Genomic DNA, 17798 nt, shown 5'->3' with positions numbered 1-17798 from the left:
GTCATGGCTGGCTCCAGCAAAGGCGAAGGCGAATGGAATGGCAACGCCCGCGAGCGGGCGGAGGCTCCGCACAGATTTCGTTCACCATGAACGCTCACCGGCCTGAAACGGGGGCCGTGCGAGACACGTCCGGAACAACGAGCCGTCGCGCCCCCGAAGGAAGCCGCATGACCGGACTGAAGGTCGATATCGTCAAGGTGGATGCGCTGGACGAGGGCGCATGGGCGGACTGGCGCGCCATGCTGGCCGCCGATCCGTCGCTGAACAGCCCGTACTTCCGGCCCGAGTTCGCCCAGGTCGCCGGCCGCATCAGTCCGGACGCAGCTGTCGCCGTCTTCTCGCGCGGCGGTCGGACCGTCGGCTTCTTTCCGCATCAACGGCGCGGCGGGGCGATGCAGCCCCTGGCCGCGCCAATGAACGACTATCACGGAATCATCGCCTTTCCCGGACAGGCGCCGTCGCTCGAGGAGGCGGCCGCCGTGCTGGGCGCGACCCGGCTGAACGTTACAGCCTGGGTCGGCGAGACCGGACTCGGCGAGGATCGCCGCACCGTCCAGGTCGAGCTGGGCGAGGGCGGCTATGACGGCTGGTACGCCGACCGCCGGAGCAACCAGGGCAAATTCTTCAAGGACAAGGAGCGCGCCCGCCGCAGCATGGAGGCCGAGTTGGGCCCTCTGCGGGTCGAGCGCGGCCTGCGCGACCCGGTCCTGCTGGACTGGCTGATCGAGCTGAAACGGGATCAGTACAGGCGCACGGCGCGGCACGACATCTTCGCCTGCGGCTGGACGGCGGACCTGTTGCACGCCCTGCTGAAGGAAGACCGCGACGGGTTCGGCGCCTCGATGGCCGGACTTTGGGCGGGCGACCGGCTGACGGCGATCGAATATTCACTGCACGCGGGCGACCAGTATCATTTCTGGTTCCCCGGCTACGATCCGGCCCTGGCGCGCTGTTCGCCGGGCATCCTGCTGAGCATGGACACCATGCGGCTGGCGTCGGAACTCGGCTATCGCACCTTCGATTTCGGGTTCGAGGGCGAACATTACAAGAAGTATTTCTGCAATGGGGCGCGCATCGTGCGCGAGGCCGTCATTCTCAGGCCCGGTCTGGGCGCGGCGGTCAGCCAGGCCGCGGTCGGCGTGCTGGGCAGGCGCGGCGAGCGGCTGCGCACCAGCGTGCGGCGCCGCTGGGCCGCCATCGAGGCCTGCGAGACGACGCCGGGCAACCGCCTGAGGGGCGCGATGCAGGCCGCGGGCGCGGCGCTTGCAAAGGCCCGCCAGGGTTCGACCCGACCCGTTCCGGCCTGAGACACTCCATGAACGACACGCGCACACGCTATTCCGGCCCGATCAAACAGGCCGGGATCCATCCGCACAGCCTGGTCGAGCAAGGCTTCGCCTCCGACGAGGCGCTGGCGGCGGTTCTGGACCGCTATCCGGCGGGGCTGTTTGACATCAATCTGTACGACTACGACGAGGCGGGTCAGGTCTCGCTGCGCACGGGCGCGCGGGGGCGGCTGAACGGCGCGGAGCTTCTGTCGGCGATCCAGCAGGGCCGGCTGTGGGTCAATCTGCGCGAGGTCGAGACCGGCTGGCCCGAACTGTGGGCCGCGGCCATGGCCGAGTTCCGCAAGGTGCAGGGCGCCTATCCCGGCCTGCAAGCGGTGAAGAACGCCGGCCAGCTGATCCTGTCCTCGCCCAAGGCGCGGGTGCCGTATCATTTCGACGCGGCGGGCGTGGTGCTGTTCCACCTGCGCGGGCGCAAGCGGATCTTCGTCTATCCGGGGGACGAGGCCCATCTGGCCGAGGCGGACATGGAACAGGTGGTGTCGCGCCAGACGACCGAGGAACTGCCCTATTCGCTGGCCTTCGAGGCCGACGCCCAGGTGATGGACCTGGAGCCGGGGCAGGCCCTGACCTGGCCGATCTATGCGCCGCACCGGGTCGAGAACCTGGACCGGTTCTGCGTGTCCCTGTCGATGGATTTCCAGACCTGGCCGTCGCGGTTCCGCAACGGGGCCCTCTATACCAACGCCGTGCTGCGCAGCCGGGGCGCTCAGCCGCGCATGACCGACCGGATGGCGCCGCCTGAACTGGCCGCCCGCTGGGCCGCCTCGCTGGCGCTGAAGCGGGTCGGCGGGCTGAAGAGCCGCATCGCCCATTTCGAGCGGGATTTCGAGCCCGAGATCGGCGCCGCCGACGGCGCGGGCGCGCTGCGGGCCTGAGCGGGCGAAAGCCGCCAGAGAATTGGACGACGGACTCCGGAGACTTCGACGACGGAATTTCCGGCGACTTTGGTGACTTGGATGAATTCGAAGTCATGACCTCGTTTTAAGCTGACTTCACGGTTGGCCGGTCGCACCTTCCCGCACATTCCGGGAGGGAGCGCCGTCATGAAACTCGCCATCGTATCCGCTACCGTCATCGCCGCCGCGCTCGCCGCCGGTTCCGCCGCGGCCATGGACGGACCGTCCGCCAAAATCGAGCATGCCGTCGCCCGCGTCGTGGTCATCGTGGAAGACCGGGCCGATATCGGCGTCGAAATCGAGCAGGGGACCTCGGGCCTCCCGGCGGTCCAGGTTCGCCGCCGCGGCGACGACGTCATCATCCATGGCGGTCTGAAAGGCGGTCTGTTCGGCAACAGCGCCATCCGGAACTGCCAGTCGGGCCCCGACGGCGCCCGTCAGCCGGGCGAAGGGGCCTCGGTGGAGGTCCGTCAGGTCGGAACCGTCAGACTGGCCGACGCGCCGCTGATCGTGATCCGCACGCCCCGCACGGTCGAGGTGGGGGTGGAAAGCGGCGCCGTGTTCGGCGCCGTCGGCCGGGGGGCTTCCTCGATCGAAGTCGGCAACGGCGGCTGCGGCGACTGGAACATCGCCAATACGGACGGGACCATGTCCCTCTCCATCATGGGTTCGGGCGACATGCGCGCCGGAACGTCCAGCCGGCTCGAAGCCAGCATCATGGGTTCCGGCGATATCCACGCCGGCGCGACCCGGGGGCTCGAGGCCAACGTCATGGGCTCGGGCGACATCAGCGCCGCCCGCGTGGACGGTCCGGTCGAGGCCAACATCATGGGGTCGGGCGACATCAACATCCCCGGCACGGTCACGAACATTGAAGCCAACATCATGGGCTCCGGCGACATCAACGTCGGCGGCGCCACCGGTGCGGTTTCGCAAAGCGTCATGGGTTCCGGGAATATTGTGATCGCCGGCCAGGCCGTGCGCCAGAGCCGCCGCGGCCGCTGATGCGCAGCCCGCTGGACGCATCAGACATCATCCTTCGAGAGGGAACGCCGTCATGAAACTCATCATCGCATCCGCCATCGCCATCGCCGCCGTGGCCGGGCCCGCCTTCGCCAAATCCGGCCCCGAGGTCGAAATCCGCCACGCCGTGGCCCGCGTCGCCGTGGTGGTGGAAGACCGCAACGACATCGCCGTCGAGGTCGAACAGGGCTCGTCGGGTCTGCCCGCCGTCCAGGTCACGCGCGACGGCGCCAATGTCCGCATCGACGGAGGGCTGGGCGGCCGTCGCGGCCTGTTCGGCCGGGGCGACGGCCTTCGCAACTGCCGGTCGGGTCCGGACAACGCCCGAACCCCGGGCGAGGGCGCCTCGGTCGAGGTTCGCAACTTGGGCCGGGTCAATCTGGCCGACGCGCCGCTGATCGTCATTCGCACGCCGCGCAATGTGAATGTGGACGCCTCCGGCGCCGTCTTCGGCTCGGTCGGCCGCGGCGCAGCCTCGATCGAGCTCGGCAATTCGGGCTGCGGCGACTGGAATGTCGCCAACACCGACGGTCGCATGTCGCTGGGCGTCGCGGGTTCAGGCGACATCCGCGCCGGAACCTCGTCGGAACTGGAAGCGAGCATCTCGGGGGCCGGGTCGATCACGGCCGGCGCCACCCGGGGTCTGGACATCTCGGTGTCCGGGGCCGGCGACGTGGTCGTCGCCCGCGTCGACGGGCCGACAGAAATCAGCCTCGCCGGCGCCGGCGACGTCTCGGTCCGGGCCGGCACGGCTCCCACCCTGAGCATCAACGTCGCCGGCGTGGGCGATGTCGACTTCGACGGCGTGGCCGGAGACGTGGATGTCTCCCTCGCCGGTGTCGGAGACGTCAACATCGCCCGCGCGACCGGCTCGGTCAGCCGTTCGGTCGCCGGCCTTGGCGACATCCACATCGGCACCTGACCTCCCTGTCAGTCGCCGTGACGGAGAAGGCCCGGGAGCGTGGAACCCTCCGGGCCTTTTTCCTTTCTGCATCGCCCAACGAAAAGCCCCGGCGGATCGCTCCGCCGGGGCTTCTTTCGTCAGGGAGCCGGAACGCTTACAGCGCGCCCAGCAGGCCCATGACGCCCGAGCCCGGCAGGGCCGCGCCTGCGCGGTCGCGCGTCTGCAGGCCGCCGCCGAAGCTGTAGCGCAGGCCGACCGACACGGTGTCGATGTCGATGTCCTCGATATCGGCGTGCGAATAGCCGGCGGTCACCGAGAACGGCGTGCGGCCGATCTGATATTCGGCGCCGGCGCCGTAGGTCATGCCGTCGATGTCGACGCCGGCGGCGTCGGCGGTCACATAGCCGAGGCCCGCGTTGAGGCGCAGGTTCGGCGTGGCGTAGAAGGCGGCGTCCGCACCGACCGACCAGGCGTCGACATCGCTGTCGTCGGCGCTGGTGTAGGCGACCACGCCGGTCAGCGTGGCCTTGCCTAGATATTTCTGGATCTCGGTGCCCGCGGTCAGGGCGGTTTCGTCAGCGTAGTCGGAGGCGCCGACGAAACCGCCGACGCGCACGTCCGAACCGACGAGGGTGGTCAGGTGCGCCGTGCCGGAGAAGGCGGTGTCGTCATCAACGCCGTCGTCGGTCTGGGCGGCGTTGGCGGCGGCCGTGAAGGTCCAGCGGCCGAAGGCCGGCACAGCGACCACGCCGTCGAGGGCGTAGCTGTCCGACTCGGCTTCCAGACCGCCGAACTCGATCTGGCTGTCGGAATACGTCAGGCCGACCGAACCGACCGGCTCCTGGGCCAGGGCGGGAGCGGCGGCGAAGGCGGCCACGGCGGCGGTGGCGAGGAAGAGAGACTTCATTCTTGTTTTTCCATTGTCGCACGCGGGGAGTCGCGCTGCGGGCTGGTTCTGCTACCAACGGCAAAGCTGGCGCGGCCATTACAAAGACGTCACAAAACAGACGCTTGGGCCGCCTGTAGCCCTGCGGCCACGCATTGTGGCGACGTTGCGGCCAACAAGCGTAGGCATAACGGCGCACTGTGAATCCGGGGTCAGAAACGGGGGTGAAGCCGGCTTCCTGGTCCCTTCGCCCGCCGCAGAGGCGGGAGCGCAACCCGTCGACCCACTATAAGGAGGCGCGCGGTTCGGTCCTCGCAGCCGGATTCGGCGGAAACGGGGTAAACCCAGCGTCCGCCACGTTTTCGCCGCTTGACCAAATCGGAATCGACGGTCATAAGCCCCCACTCTTGTTGGACCGGCTGTGCATCCCGCGTGTTTTTGGGGTGCAGACGCGGTTCGCAGGAACGACCTCGGACCTGTTCTTTGCAGTGACCCAGGACTTCAACGGCCTTCGCGGTTCGCTGCGTGGGCCGATCGTTTTTGCGGACGTGCGTACTCTGAAGGCCTTACGGCCTGAAGACTCCGGTCTTTGAAATGGTTCACAGGGACGCAGGTTCGCCTGCTTGGGAAATACGACCGATATGGATCAAAGCATCCGCATCAGGCTCAAGGCCTTCGATCACCGCGTCCTCGACTTTTCGACGCGCGAAATCGTCAACACGGCCAAGCGCACGGGCGCGACCGTTCGCGGTCCGATCCCGCTGCCGACCCTGATCGAAAAGTTCACCGTGAACCGCTCGCCGCACGTCGACAAGAAGTCGCGCGAGCAGTTTGAAATCCGCACGCACAAGCGTGTCCTCGATATCGTCGACCCCACCCCGCAGACTGTGGACGCGCTCATGAAGCTCGACCTGTCCGCCGGCGTGGATGTCGAGATCAAGATTTAATAAGAAAGAGGCGGGATCCGATGCGCACGGGCGTGATCGCCAAGAAGCTGGGCATGACCCGCGTGTTCGCCGATGACGGCGCGCACGTACCGGTCACTGTGCTTCAGCTAGACGGCTGCCAGGTCGTCGGCCAACGTACCCAGGAGCGTGACGGCTACGTCGCTCTCCAGCTGGGCGCTGGCACCAAGAAGGCCAAGAACACCAACAAGGCCCAGCGCGAGTCCTTCGCGAAGCTTGAGGTGGAACCCAAGGCCTATGTCACCGAGTTCCGCATCGATGCGGACGCCATGATGGATGTGGGCTCCGAGTTCTCGGCCGACCACTTCGTCGCCGGCCAGAAGGTCGACGTCCAGGCCGAGACCATCGGCAAGGGCTTCGCCGGCGCCATGAAGCGCTGGAACTTCGGTGGTCTGCGGGCGACCCACGGCGTCTCGGTCTCGCACCGTTCGCACGGTTCGACCGGCCAGCGTCAGGATCCGGGCAAGACCTTCAAGGGCAAGAAGATGGCCGGCCACTACGGCACGGAAGTCGTCACCACCCAGAACCTCACCGTGTTCCGCGTCGACGTCGAGCGCGGCCTGCTGCTGATCAAGGGCGCCGTGCCCGGTCACGAAGGCACCTGGGTCAAGGTTCGCGACGCCGTCAAGAAGGCCCGTCCGGCCGACGCCCCGTTCCCCGGCGGCGTGAAGTCCAAGGGCGGTTCGGCTGCTGCGGCTCAACCGGCTGAAACGCCGGCCGAGGAAGCCCCGGCCGTCGAAACCACCGAAGGCGGTGAAGCGTAATGAAACTCCCGGTCATCAAACTCGACGGCAAGGCCGCCGGTGACGTCGAAATGTCGGACGCCGTCTTCGGCATCACCGACATCCGCGGCGACATCCTGGCCCGCTACGTCAACTGGCAACTGGCCAAGCGCCGCGCCGGCACCCACAAGGTCCAGACCCGGAACGAGAACTCTCGCACCGGCAAGAAGATGTACAAGCAGAAGGGAACCGGCGGCGCCCGTCACGGTTCGCGTCGCGCCCCGCAGTTCGTCGGTGGTTCGCGCGCCTTCGGCCCGGTCGTCCGCGACCACGGCTTCTCGCTGCCCAAGAAGGTCCGCGCCCTGGCCCTGCGTCACGCGCTGTCGGCCAAGGTCGTCGCCGGCGATCTGGTCGTGGTCGATAACATCTCGCTGAAGGACGCCAAGACCGCCGGTCTGCGCGAAACCCTCGGCAAGCTGGGCTGGACCCGCACGCTGATCATCGCCGGTCCGGAAGTCGACACGAACTTCGGCCTGGCCGCCCGCAACATTCCGATGGTGAACGTCCTGCCGAACGCCGGCCTGAACGTTTACGACATCCTGCGCGCGGACAAGCTGGTGCTGACCAAGGCGGCCGTCGAGGCCATCGAGGCCACCTACGCCGACTACACCCCGTCGCGTCGCGAAGCCGAGGCCGCCCAGGCCGCCAAACCGGCTGCCAAGACGAAGAAGGAGGCCGCGTAATGGCTGGCGCCAACCCCACCGCAAAACACTACGACACCATCCTGGCTCCGATCATCACGGAAAAGGCCACGATCCTGTCGGAGCAGAACAAGGTCGTCTTCCGCGTCTCGGGCACCTCGACCAAGGATGAGATCGCAGCCGCGGTCGAAAGCCTGTTCAAGGTCAACGTCCTGAAGGTCAACACCCTGGTCCAAAAGGGCAAGACCAAGCGCTTCCGCGGCATCATGGGCCGTCGGGTCGACATCAAAAAAGCGATCGTGACGCTGGCTGAAGGCCAGTCGATCGACGTCACCACGGGGCTCTGATCAGATGGCCTTGAAAACCTACAATCCGACATCGCCGGGCCGCCGCGCCCTGGTGCTGATCGACCGTTCGGAGCTCCACAAGGGACGCCCCGAGAAGTCGCTGACCGAAGGCCTGACCAAGTCGGGCGGTCGCGGCGCGGGCGGTCGTATCGCCGTCCGCTTCCGCGGCGGCGGCGCCAAGACGCTGTACCGCAAGATCGACTTCAAGCGCCGCAAGTTCGCCTCGGCGACCGTCGAACGCCTGGAATACGATCCGAACCGGACCGCCTTCATCGCTCTCATCGTCTATGAGGACGGCGAAAAGGCCTACATCATCGCGCCGCAACGCCTGAAGGCGGGCGACACGGTGGTCGCCGGTGAAAAGGTCGACGTGAAGCCGGGCAATGCGATGCCGCTGCGCTCGGTGCCGGTCGGCACGATCATCCACAACGTCGAAATGAAGCCGGGCAAGGGCGCCCAGCTGGCCCGCTCGGCCGGCGCCTACGCCCAGCTGGTCGGCCGCGACGCCGGCTACGCCCAGATCCGTCTGGGTTCGGGCGAGCTTCGCATGGTCCTGGACGGCTGCATGGCCACGGTGGGCGCGGTTTCGAACCCCGACCACATGAACCAGAACCTCGGCAAGGCCGGCCGCGTCCGGCACATGGGCTGGCGTCCGCACGTTCGCGGCGTCGCCATGAACCCGATCGACCACCCGCACGGTGGTGGTGAAGGCCGGACCTCTGGCGGTCGCACCCCGGTTACGCCGTGGGGCAAGGACACCAAGGGCACCCGCACCCGCAAGAACAAGGCGACGGACAAGTTCATCATCCGTACCCGCCACGTGAAGAAGGCTCGCTAACCGATGGCCCGCTCCTCCTGGAAAGGCCCGTTTGTCGACGGGTATCTGCTGAAGAAGGCCGAGACGGCAGCGTCGTCGGGCCGCAAGGACGTGATCAAGACGTGGTCGCGCCGCTCCACCATCCTGCCGCAGTTTGTCGGCCTGACCTTCGGTGTCCACAACGGCCTCAAGCATGTGCCGGTGTCGGTCTCCGAAGAAATGGTCGGCATGAAGTTCGGCGAGTTCTCCCCGACCCGGTCGTTCCCCGGGCACGCGGCGGACAAGAAGGCCAAAAGGAAATAACTGATGGCCCAGACCAAAAATGAACGTCGGGTCGCCCCGACCGAAGCGCGCGCCAAGCTGGTGAACGTCCGGATCAGCCCTCAGAAGCTGAACCTGGTCGCCCAGTCGATCCGCGGCCTGCCGGTGCAGAAGGCGCTGAACGAGCTGGAATTCAGCCGCAAGCGCATCGCCACCGACGTCCGCAAGGTGCTGTATTCGGCCGTGTCGAACGCCGAGAACAACCACAACCTCGACATCGACAACCTGGTCGTCGCCGAGGCCTTCGTAGGCAAGAACCTGGTGATGAAGCGTTTCGCGAGCCGTGCTCGTGGCCGTTCGTCGCGCATCCTGAAACCTTTCGCGGAGATCACCATCGTGGTCCGCGAAGCCGGTGAGGCCGCCTGATGGGTCAGAAAGTCAATCCGATCGGTCTGCGCCTCGGCGTCAACCGTACGTGGGACAGCCGCTGGTTCGCCCGCGGCGCCGAATACGCCAAACTGCTGCACCAGGACCTCAAGCTGCGCACGTGGCTGAAGGAACGCCTGAACGCCGCCGGCGTGTCGCGCATCATCATCGAGCGTCCGCACAAGAAGTGCCGCGTGACGATCTACGCCGCCCGTCCGGGCGTCGTGATCGGCAAGAAGGGCGCCGACATCGAGAAGCTCCGCAAGGACATCTCGGCGCGGACCGAGGGCGAGGTTCACCTGAACATCGTCGAAGTGCGCAAGCCCGAGACGGACGCCCAGCTGATCGCCGAGAACATCGCGCAGCAGCTGGAACGCCGGATCGCCTTCCGCCGCGCCATGAAGCGCGCGATGCAGTCGGCCATGCGTCTCGGCGCCAAGGGCGTCCGCATCAACGTTTCGGGCCGCCTCGGCGGCGCGGAAATCGCGCGGATGGAATGGTATCGCGAAGGCCGCGTGCCGCTGCACACCCTGCGCGCCGACATCGACTACGGCTTCATCCAGGCCAAGACCACCTACGGCATCATTGGCGTGAAGGTCTGGGTCTTCAAGGGCGAGGTCCTCGAGCACGATCCGATGGCGCAGGACAAGCGCTGGGCGGTCGAGGCTTCGGGTCCTTCTTCGAACGAAGGCCGCGGCGGTGATCGCGGCGGCCGCAACGATCGCGGTCAGCGTCGCGGGCGTGAGGGCTAAGTCATGCTGCAACCGAAAAAGACCAAGTACCGCAAGGCCTTCAAGGGCCGCATCCACGGTTCCGCCAAGGGCGGCTTCTCGCTGAACTTCGGGTCCTATGGCCTGAAGACGGTGGAGCCGGAACGCATCACTGCGCGTCAGATCGAGGCGGCCCGCCGCGCGATCACCCGCCAGATGAAGCGTCAGGGCCGCGTCTGGATCCGCGTCTTCCCCGACCTGCCCGTCACGGGCAAGCCGGCCGAAGTCCGCATGGGTAAAGGCAAGGGCGCCGTGGATCACTGGGCGGCGCGCTGCCACCCGGGCCGGATCCTGTTTGAAATCGACGGCGTGCCGGACGACATCGCCCGCGAGGCCCTGCGTCTTGGCGCCGCCAAGCTGCCGGTCCGTACGAAGGTGGTCACCCGCCTCGACGCCGGTGTCTCGCACGTGGAGCACGTCGGAGCATGACCAAGATCGCCGACCTCCGGGCCCAGACGCCCGACCAGCTGTCCGACGAGCTGCTGAAGCTCAAGAAGGAACAGTTCAACCTGCGCTTCCAGGCCGCCACCGGCCAGATGGAAAAGACCCATCGGGTCTCGGAAGTGCGCAAGGACATCGCCCGTATTTCCACGCTTCTGCGTGCGAACCGCGCGGCGGGTTAAGGAAACGAAGATGCCCAAACGAGTTCTCGAAGGCGTGGTCGTCTCCGACAAGGGCGACAAGACTGTCGTCGTCGTCGTCCAACGCACGCTGCTGCACCCGGTCCTGAAAAAGATCGTGCGCCTGTCCAAGAAGTACCACGCTCACGACGAAGCCAACGCCCTCAAGGTGGGCGATCAGGCCCGCATCATCGAGTGCGCCCCCAAGTCCAAGCTGAAGCGCTGGGAAGTCCTGTCGGACTCCTCGGCCTCGGCTTCGTAATCAGAAAGATCTGATCAAATGATCCAGATGCAAACTAACCTGGAGGTAGCCGATAATTCGGGTGCTCGCCGGGTCATGTGCATCAAGGTGTTGGGCGGCTCCAAGCGCCGCTACGCCTCGGTGGGCGACACGATCGTCGCTTCGGTGAAGGAAGCGATTCCGCGCGGCCGCGTGAAGAAGGGCGACGTCGTGCGCGCCATCGTCGTGCGCACCGCCAAGGACATCATGCGCAAGGACGGCTCTGTCATTCGTTTCGACAAGTCGGCCGCCGTCATCGTCAACAAGCAGAACGAGCCGGTCGGCACGCGGATCTTCGGCCCGGTTCCCCGTGAACTGCGCGCCAAGAACCACATGAAGATCATCTCTCTGGCTCCGGAGGTCCTGTAGTCATGGCCGCCAAGATCAAAACGGGCGACAACGTCGTCGTCCTGACCGGCAAGGACAAGGGCCGCACCGGCAAGGTGACCAAGGTCCTGCCGGCGACGAACCGCGTGCTGGTGCAGGGCATCAACATGGTTCAGCGCCACACCCGCCCGACCCAGGCCGACCCCCAGGGCGGCATCAAGAACAAGGAAGCGTCGCTTCACCTGTCCAACGTCGCGATCGCCGACGCCAACGGCAAGGCCACCCGCGTCGGCTTCAAGATCGAAGGCGACAAGAAGGTCCGCTTCGCCAAGACGACGGGAGACGTCATCTGATGGCCGACACCAAATACACCCCGCGCCTCAAGGGCGAGTACAACGACCGCATCAAGGGCGTGCTGACCGAGAAGTTCGGCTACACCAACCCGATGCAGATGCCCAAGCTGGACAAGATCGTCCTCAACATGGGCATCGGCGAAGCCGTGGCTGACTCCAAGAAGGCCACTGCGGCCCTCAAGGATCTGGCCGCCATCGCCGGTCAGAAGCCCGTCGCCACCAAGGCCCGCAACTCCATCGCCGGCTTCAAGCTGCGCGAAGGCATGGTCATCGGCGGCAAGGTCACGCTGCGCGGCGACCAGATGTACGAGTTCCTGGACCGCCTGATCACGATCGCGCTGCCGCGCGTGAAGGATTTCCGCGGCCTGAAGCCGACCTCGTTCGACGGTCGCGGCAACTACGCCATGGGCCTCAAGGAACACATCGTGTTCCCCGAGATCAACTACGACCAGATCGACCAGATGTGGGGCATGGACATCATCGTCTGCACCACGGCCAAGACCGATGACGAGGCGCGCGCGCTTCTCACCGAGTTCAAGTTCCCGTTCGTGACGAACTGAGCGGGAAGGGAAAGAAACCATGGCTAAGAAAAGCGCCGTAAACCGCAACGAGATGGTCAAGGCCCTCGTCGCGAAATACGCCGACAAGCGGGCCGCCCTCAAGGCGACCGCCAACGATGAATCCCTGCCGCTTGAGGAGCGTTTCGAAGCGCGCCTGAAGCTGGCCAAGCTGCCGCGCAACTCGGCCGCCAACCGGATTCGTAACCGCTGCGAAGTGACGGGCCGTCCGCGGGCCTTCTATCGCAAGCTCAAGATGAGCCGCATCGCCCTGCGTGAACTCGGCAACCTGGGTCAGATCCCGGGTCTGACCAAGTCCAGCTGGTAAGGGGAGCGACAGACATGATGATCAACGATCCCCTGAGCGACATGATCGCCCGCATCCGGAACGCGCACATGCGCAAACGTTCCAAGGTGCTCACCCCGGCTTCCCGCCTGCGCCAGCGCGTCCTCGACGTGCTGCAGGACGAAGGCTACATCCGCGGCTATTCCCTGGTTCAGAACCCCGGCGAATTCCCGCAGTTCGAGATCGAGCTGAAATACTTCGACGGCCAGCCGGTCATCGCCGAGATCGCCCGCGTGTCCAAGCCGGGCCGCCGCGTCTACTCCGCGATCTCCGACCTGAAGCCGATCAAGAACGGCCTCGGCATCTCGATCCTCTCCACGTCCAAGGGCGTCATGTCGGACACCGCGGCTCGCGAAGCCAAGGTGGGCGGCGAAGTCCTCTGCAGGGTCTACTAAGATGTCCCGTATCGGAAAACGCACCATTGAGATCCCGAAGGGCGTGACCGTCACGCTCGACGGCCAGACCGTGTCGGTGAAGGGTCCCAAGGGCGAACGCTCCTGGACCGTCGCCGAAGAGATCGAAGTCACGCAAGGCGACGACGGTCTGAACCTGGCGATCCGCGAGGACAACCAGCGTTCGCGGGCCATGTGGGGCCTGTCGCGCACCCTGGTCGACAACATGGTCGTCGGCGTCACCACGGGCTTCGAAAAGAGCCTGGACCTGGTGGGCGTCGGTTACCGCGCCGCGATGAAGGGCAACGCCCTGTCGCTGCAACTCGGCTTCTCGCACGACGTCGACATCCAGCCGCCTGCCGGGGTCACCTTCGCGGTGCCCAAGCAGACGGAAATCAAGATCACCGGCGCCGACAAGCAGGCCGTCGGTCAGATCGCCGCCGTCATCCGCAAGCTGCGCCCGCCGGAGCCCTACAAGGGCAAGGGCGTCCGCTACACGGGCGAAAAGGTCCGGCGCAAGGAAGGCAAGAAGAAGTAAGTCATGGCTCTCTCTCTTCGACAACAAGCCCAGCGCCGTACCGAGCGCACCCGCCGCCGCCTGAAGGCTGTCGCCAACGGCCGCCTGCGCCTGTCGGTGCACCGTTCGGACAAGAACATCTCGGCCCAGATCATCGACGACCTGAACGGCGTCACGATCGCCTCGGCCTCCTCGCTGGAAGGCGAGAAGGGCAAGAAGGCCAAGGGATCCGACGTCGCGGCCGCCGCCCTGATCGGCAAGCTGGTCGCCGAACGCGCCCTCGAGAAGGGCATCAAGGATGTCGTCTTCGATCGCGGCGGCTACATCTATCACGGACGGGTGAAGGCGCTGGCGGAAGCCGCGCGTGAAGCCGGCCTGAACTTCTAAGGACGCGACAGATGGCGCAAACTCCCCAACGCGGCGGCGGCGGCAACGATCGCAACCGTCGTGACAACCGCAACGCTCCCCAGGCCGACGGTCCGGATTCGGACATCGTCGAAAAGCTGGTGCACATCAACCGCGTCGCCGCCACCGTCAAAGGCGGCCGCCGGTTCTCGTTCGCGGCCCTGATGGTCGTCGGCGACGGCAAGGGCCGCGTCGGCTTCGGTCACGGCAAGGCGCGCGAAGTGCCGGAAGCCATCCGCAAGGCGACCGAAGAAGCCAAGAAGACCATGATCCGCGTTCCGCTGCGCGAGAACCGCACCCTGCACCACGACGGCTCGGGCCGTTGGGGCGCCGGCAAGATCATGATGCGCGCCGCTCCTCCCGGAACGGGCGTCATCGCGGGCGGTCCGATGCGCGCCGTGCTCGAAACCCTCGGCGTCCAGGACGTCGTCGGCAAGTCGACCGGTTCGTCGAACCCCTACAACATGATCCGCGCCACGTTCGAGGCCCTCAAGGTCCAGTCGTCGCCCCGTCAGGTCGCGTCCAAGCGCGGCAAGAAGGTCGCCGATCTGATGGGCCGCCGCAACGACGGCGCCTCGGCTCCGGAAGCGGCGCCTGAAGCCCAGGAAGCCTGACCATGGCCAAGACTGAATCCAAGACCACCGTCACCGTCCGTCAGACGGGCTCGCCCATCCGCCGCAAGTCGGATCAGCGCGCCACGTTGGCGGGTCTGGGTCTCAACCGCATGGGCCGCGAGTCCACGCTGGAAGACACCCCCTCGGTTCGCGGGATGATCGCCAAGGTCGCCCACCTGACCGAGATCGTCGAGAAGTAACGTGCCTTCTCCCTCCCCCTCGGGGGAGGGATGTCACCGCTTGCGGTGACAGGGTGGGGGCGGCTATAGGCCGCCCTTCATTGCGTTCCGGGGATGTCTCTCGCGAGCCGTCCCCACCCGGTCCCTCCGGGACCACCCTCCCCGAACGGGGAGGGAGAAGACCAACAAGCCGAGTCCGGTCCCAGACCGGGCGCTAGCACCCGAAAGGATCAGGCACATGAAACTGAACGAAATTCGCGACAACGAAGGCGCCCACAAGAAGCGCATGCGCGTCGGCCGCGGCCCGGGGTCGGGCAAGGGCAAGACCGCAGGACGCGGCGTCAAGGGCCAGAAGTCCCGTTCGGGCGTCGCCATCGGCGGTTTCGAGGGCGGCCAGATGCCGCTGTACATGCGGATGCCCAAGCGCGGCTTCAACAATCCGCTGGCGCTGAAGCTGGCCGAGGTGAACCTGTGGCGCCTGCAGGACGCCATCGACGCCAAGAAGCTGGACATCAAGGGCGAGATCAAGGGCGACGCCCTGGTCGCGGCCGGCGTGATCCGCCGCGTCAAGGACGGCGTCCGCATCCTGGGCACCGGCGAGATCAAGTCCAAGCTGAACCTGGTCGTCTGGTCGGCCTCGGCCGGCGCGGTCAAGGCGATCGAGGCCGCCGGCGGCACCGTCGTGCAGGAGCGTATCGCTGCTGAAGCCAAGGCCGCCGCGCGCATCGAGAAGCGCAACGCCGCCAAGGGCAAGGCTCCGGCTCCCAAGGCTCCCCGTGGCGACGCCAACAAGATCTCGGCCCGTACAACCCGGACCGCTGCCAAAAAATAAGCTTGAGGGGCGCTCTCGCTAAGAGGGCGCCCTTCGCCTATCTGGACGCTGGCGCCGGATTCACGTCCGATACGCCGCGTTCTGATCAGTCGGGGTGACGACACATGGCTTCGGCCGCCGAACAACTCGCAGCAAACATGAACATGGGCTCGTTCGCGAAAGCGACCGAGCTGCACAAACGTCTGCTGTTCACGATCCTGGCCCTGCTGGTCTACCGCATCGGCACCTATGTGCCGATCCCGGGGATCAACTCGGACGCCTTCCTGCAGTTCTTCCAGAACCCGGACGGCCAGCGCGGCATCCTGGACATGTTCAACATGTTCTCGGGCGGCGCCGTCGAGCGCATGGCCGTGTTCGCCCTGAACGTCATGCCCTACATCTCGGCCTCGATCATCGTCCAGCTGATGGGCGCGGTCTATCCGCCGTGGGAGAAGCTGCGGAAAGAGGGCGGCGAGAGCGGCCGCAAGCAGCTGAACCAGTACACCCGCTATCTGACCGTCGTCCTGGCCCTGTTCCAGTCGACCGGCATCGCCATCGGCCTGAACGCCCAGCCCGGCCTGATCGACAGCCCCGGACTGTTCTTCATCGTCTCGACCATCACCACCCTGACCGGCGGGACCATGTTCCTGATGTGGCTGGGCGAGCAGGTCACCGCGCGCGGCGTCGGCAACGGCATCTCGCTGATCATCTTCGCCGGCATCGTCGCCGTCCTGCCGGGCACGATCGCCCGCCTGTTCGGCCTGGCCCAGCAGGGCCAGATGTCCGCCTTCACCCTGCTGTTCATCGCCGCCATGATGATCGCGGTCGTGGTCTTCATCGTCTTCATGGAGCGGGCCCAGCGCCGGCTGCTGATCCAGTATCCCAAGCGCCAGGAAGGCAACCGCATGGCCGGGGGCGAGCGCTCGTTCCTGCCGCTGAAGGTCAACACCGCCGGCGTCATTCCGCCGATCTTCGCCTCGTCGCTGCTGATGCTGCCGACCACGGTGGCGCAGATGACCGCCAATGCGAACCTGCCGTCGTGGATGGAGTGGCTGCCGCTGGTCACCGCCCAGATGCAGCACGGCCAGCCGGTCTTCATGCTGCTGTACGGCGCGCTGATCGTCTTCTTCTGCTTCTTCTACACCTCGATCACCTTCAACCCCGAGGACACGGCCGAGAACCTGCGCAAATACGGCGGCTTCCTGCCGGGCATCCGTCCGGGCAAGCGGACGGCGGAATATCTGGACTATGTCCTGACCCGCCTGACCGTGATCGGCGCCGCCTATATCACCGCCGTCTGCCTGCTGCCGGAAATGATCATCGCCAACGTCGGCTCGGGCCTGGCCTTCGGCGGCACCTCGATCCTGATCGTCGTATCGGTGACCATGGACACGGTGGCGCAGATCCAGTCGCAGCTGCTGGCCCACCAGTACGAGGGCCTGATCAAGAAGGCCAAGCTGCGCGGTCGCGGCAAGCCTTCGGGCAAGGGCCTGACCGCCCCGGCCCGGCGCTAGAAGCCTTCGGGGGAGGGGCGGCGATGAACCTGATCCTGTTCGGACCGCCGGCGGCGGGCAAGGGCACCCAGGCCAAGCGGCTGGTCGAGAGCCGCGGCATGGTCCAGCTGTCCACCGGCGACATGTTGCGCGAGGCCATCGCCTCGGGCTCCGAGCTCGGCAAGGAATGCCAGGCCATCATGTCGCGCGGCGACCTGGTCTCCGACGCCATCGTCATCGCCCTGATCGAGGCCCGGCTCAAGGAAGCCGAGGACGCCGGCGGCGCCATCTTCGACGGCTTCCCCCGCACCGTGGCCCAGGCCGAGGCCCTGGACGCCATGCTGGCCAAGCTGGGCAAGAAGATCGATCGCGTGGTCCGGCTCAAGGTCGACGACGAGGCCCTGCTGGAACGGGTCGCCGTCCGCTTCGCCGACCAGGGACGCCCGGACGACAATCCGGAGAGTTTCCGGGTCCGGCTGGAGGCCTACAATCGCAACACCGCGCCGTTGCTGCCCTACTATGCCGACAAGGGCCTGTTGACCGAGATCGACGGCATGGGCGCGATCGCCGAGGTGGCCAGGGCCATCGATGCGGCGCTGGACGGCCCCGCCGTCTGAACCTCGCCTGACCTTTTGGCGCGTCCGCGCGTTCATGTCCCCGTGGTAGGACGGGAGCGTGAGAATCCAACGCCCATTTTTGACGAAGAAGCGGCTGCGTACGGCCGGCGTCGTCGTGGGCGTCTCGGCCGCGCATCTGCTGGTGTTCGCCGTGATCGCGCGCACCCAGGCCGATATTCCCATGCTTCCCCCCGCGCCGCCCATCCATGTGGTGTTGTTC

Annotated in this window: 27 protein-coding genes and 1 pseudogene; 27 read left to right on the top strand and 1 reads right to left on the bottom strand. The window is 66.5% G+C overall.

Annotated elements, in window-relative coordinates; genetic code table 11:
* Positions 1-167: 167 nt before the first annotated feature.
* The 4 genes from VN378_RS06165 to VN378_RS06150 all read left to right on the top strand — a co-directional run bounded on the left by VN378_RS06165 (position 168) and on the right by VN378_RS06150 (position 4190).
* On the top strand, positions 168-1307 hold the full coding sequence (locus VN378_RS06165; protein WP_325741980.1) for a GNAT family N-acetyltransferase: 1140 nt from the start codon (positions 168-170) through the stop codon (positions 1305-1307).
* Positions 1308-1315: 8 nt separating this feature from the next.
* Positions 1316-2224 carry a cupin-like domain-containing protein gene (locus VN378_RS06160; protein WP_325741978.1) on the top strand — a complete coding sequence of 303 codons (909 nt, stop codon included), beginning with the start codon at positions 1316-1318 and terminating at the stop codon, positions 2222-2224.
* 168 nt (positions 2225-2392) lie between these two features.
* Positions 2393-3250: a GIN domain-containing protein gene (locus tag VN378_RS06155; protein WP_325741976.1), complete on the top strand. Its 858-nt coding sequence runs from the start codon at positions 2393-2395 to the stop codon at positions 3248-3250.
* A gap of 52 nt (positions 3251-3302) precedes the next feature.
* Positions 3303-4190 (top strand): GIN domain-containing protein, encoded by an 888-nt coding sequence (locus VN378_RS06150; protein ID WP_325741974.1) that lies wholly within the window; start codon positions 3303-3305, stop codon positions 4188-4190.
* 136 nt (positions 4191-4326) lie between these two features.
* Here VN378_RS06150 and VN378_RS06145 read toward each other — a convergent pair whose 3' ends face one another.
* Entirely contained in the window at positions 4327-5079 is a 753-nt protein-coding gene (locus VN378_RS06145) for a porin (protein ID WP_325741972.1), read from the bottom strand.
* Between the two features lie 620 nt (positions 5080-5699).
* Between VN378_RS06145 and rpsJ the strand changes: the two genes are divergently transcribed.
* From rpsJ to VN378_RS06030, 23 genes and pseudogenes are all read left to right on the top strand, one after another.
* Complete coding sequence (gene rpsJ / locus VN378_RS06140) at positions 5700-6005, top strand: 30S ribosomal protein S10 (protein ID WP_003164367.1); 306 nt, start codon at positions 5700-5702, stop codon at positions 6003-6005.
* A gap of 20 nt (positions 6006-6025) precedes the next feature.
* Complete coding sequence (gene rplC / locus VN378_RS06135) at positions 6026-6787, top strand: 50S ribosomal protein L3 (protein ID WP_325741970.1); 762 nt, start codon at positions 6026-6028, stop codon at positions 6785-6787.
* Positions 6787-7488, top strand: a complete 702-nt coding sequence (gene rplD, locus VN378_RS06130) for a 50S ribosomal protein L4 (protein ID WP_325741968.1) — start codon at positions 6787-6789, stop codon at positions 7486-7488. The genes rplC and rplD overlap by 1 nt, the downstream gene beginning before the upstream one ends.
* Complete coding sequence (locus VN378_RS06125; RefSeq protein WP_055832134.1) at positions 7488-7793, top strand: 50S ribosomal protein L23; 306 nt, start codon at positions 7488-7490, stop codon at positions 7791-7793. The genes rplD and VN378_RS06125 overlap by 1 nt, the downstream gene beginning before the upstream one ends.
* A gap of 4 nt (positions 7794-7797) precedes the next feature.
* On the top strand, positions 7798-8631 hold the full coding sequence (gene rplB, locus VN378_RS06120) for a 50S ribosomal protein L2 (RefSeq protein WP_325741966.1): 834 nt from the start codon (positions 7798-7800) through the stop codon (positions 8629-8631).
* A 3-nt stretch (positions 8632-8634) separates the two neighbouring features.
* Positions 8635-8913, top strand: coding sequence for a 30S ribosomal protein S19 (gene rpsS, locus VN378_RS06115; RefSeq protein WP_055832138.1), 279 nt, complete (start codon positions 8635-8637; stop codon positions 8911-8913).
* Between the two features lie 3 nt (positions 8914-8916).
* A complete protein-coding gene (gene rplV, locus VN378_RS06110) occupies positions 8917-9297 on the top strand; it encodes a 50S ribosomal protein L22 (RefSeq protein WP_056615236.1) in 381 nt (126 codons plus the stop codon).
* Entirely contained in the window at positions 9297-10049 is a 753-nt protein-coding gene (gene rpsC, locus VN378_RS06105; protein WP_325741963.1) for a 30S ribosomal protein S3, read from the top strand. The genes rplV and rpsC overlap by 1 nt, the downstream gene beginning before the upstream one ends.
* A 3-nt stretch (positions 10050-10052) precedes the next feature.
* On the top strand, positions 10053-10496 hold the full coding sequence (gene rplP, locus VN378_RS06100; protein ID WP_324811736.1) for a 50S ribosomal protein L16: 444 nt from the start codon (positions 10053-10055) through the stop codon (positions 10494-10496).
* Positions 10493-10690, top strand: coding sequence for a 50S ribosomal protein L29 (gene rpmC / locus VN378_RS06095; RefSeq protein ID WP_055832148.1), 198 nt, complete (start codon positions 10493-10495; stop codon positions 10688-10690). The genes rplP and rpmC overlap by 4 nt, the downstream gene beginning before the upstream one ends.
* A gap of 10 nt (positions 10691-10700) precedes the next feature.
* Positions 10701-10949 (top strand): 30S ribosomal protein S17, encoded by a 249-nt coding sequence (rpsQ, locus tag VN378_RS06090; protein WP_055832150.1) that lies wholly within the window; start codon positions 10701-10703, stop codon positions 10947-10949.
* A gap of 18 nt (positions 10950-10967) precedes the next feature.
* Positions 10968-11336, top strand: a complete 369-nt coding sequence (rplN, locus tag VN378_RS06085) for a 50S ribosomal protein L14 (protein ID WP_055832151.1) — start codon at positions 10968-10970, stop codon at positions 11334-11336.
* Positions 11337-11338: 2 nt separating this feature from the next.
* Positions 11339-11647, top strand: coding sequence for a 50S ribosomal protein L24 (gene rplX / locus VN378_RS06080; RefSeq protein WP_325741959.1), 309 nt, complete (start codon positions 11339-11341; stop codon positions 11645-11647).
* Entirely contained in the window at positions 11647-12207 is a 561-nt protein-coding gene (gene rplE, locus VN378_RS06075) for a 50S ribosomal protein L5 (protein ID WP_056615248.1), read from the top strand. The genes rplX and rplE overlap by 1 nt, the downstream gene beginning before the upstream one ends.
* Before the next feature lie 19 nt (positions 12208-12226).
* Positions 12227-12532: a 30S ribosomal protein S14 gene (gene rpsN / locus VN378_RS06070; RefSeq protein WP_056615252.1), complete on the top strand. Its 306-nt coding sequence runs from the start codon at positions 12227-12229 to the stop codon at positions 12530-12532.
* A 14-nt stretch (positions 12533-12546) separates the two neighbouring features.
* Entirely contained in the window at positions 12547-12945 is a 399-nt protein-coding gene (gene rpsH, locus VN378_RS06065; protein ID WP_055832159.1) for a 30S ribosomal protein S8, read from the top strand.
* A 1-nt stretch (position 12946) separates the two neighbouring features.
* On the top strand, positions 12947-13480 hold the full coding sequence (gene rplF / locus VN378_RS06060; protein ID WP_056615256.1) for a 50S ribosomal protein L6: 534 nt from the start codon (positions 12947-12949) through the stop codon (positions 13478-13480).
* A 3-nt stretch (positions 13481-13483) separates the two neighbouring features.
* Positions 13484-13846, top strand: coding sequence for a 50S ribosomal protein L18 (gene rplR, locus VN378_RS06055; protein ID WP_325741954.1), 363 nt, complete (start codon positions 13484-13486; stop codon positions 13844-13846).
* 11 nt (positions 13847-13857) lie between these two features.
* Positions 13858-14478, top strand: a complete 621-nt coding sequence (gene rpsE / locus VN378_RS06050; protein ID WP_325741952.1) for a 30S ribosomal protein S5 — start codon at positions 13858-13860, stop codon at positions 14476-14478.
* A 2-nt stretch (positions 14479-14480) separates the two neighbouring features.
* Positions 14481-14678: a 50S ribosomal protein L30 gene (gene rpmD / locus VN378_RS06045; protein ID WP_325741950.1), complete on the top strand. Its 198-nt coding sequence runs from the start codon at positions 14481-14483 to the stop codon at positions 14676-14678.
* Between the two features lie 217 nt (positions 14679-14895).
* Positions 14896-15336, top strand: a pseudogene (gene rplO, locus VN378_RS06040) (50S ribosomal protein L15); the annotation flags it as partial.
* Positions 15337-15593: 257 nt separating this feature from the next.
* Positions 15594-16982: a preprotein translocase subunit SecY gene (secY, locus tag VN378_RS06035; RefSeq protein WP_325741948.1), complete on the top strand. Its 1389-nt coding sequence runs from the start codon at positions 15594-15596 to the stop codon at positions 16980-16982.
* Positions 16983-17005: 23 nt separating this feature from the next.
* Positions 17006-17578: an adenylate kinase gene (locus VN378_RS06030; protein WP_325741946.1), complete on the top strand. Its 573-nt coding sequence runs from the start codon at positions 17006-17008 to the stop codon at positions 17576-17578.
* Positions 17579-17798 lie beyond the last annotated feature (220 nt).

This window comes from Brevundimonas sp. (genome assembly GCF_035561115.1).
In the GTDB taxonomy this organism is placed as follows: domain Bacteria; phylum Pseudomonadota; class Alphaproteobacteria; order Caulobacterales; family Caulobacteraceae; genus Brevundimonas.
Note: the sequence above shows the minus strand (reverse complement) of the source record. Positions and strands in the feature narration are given on the sequence as shown.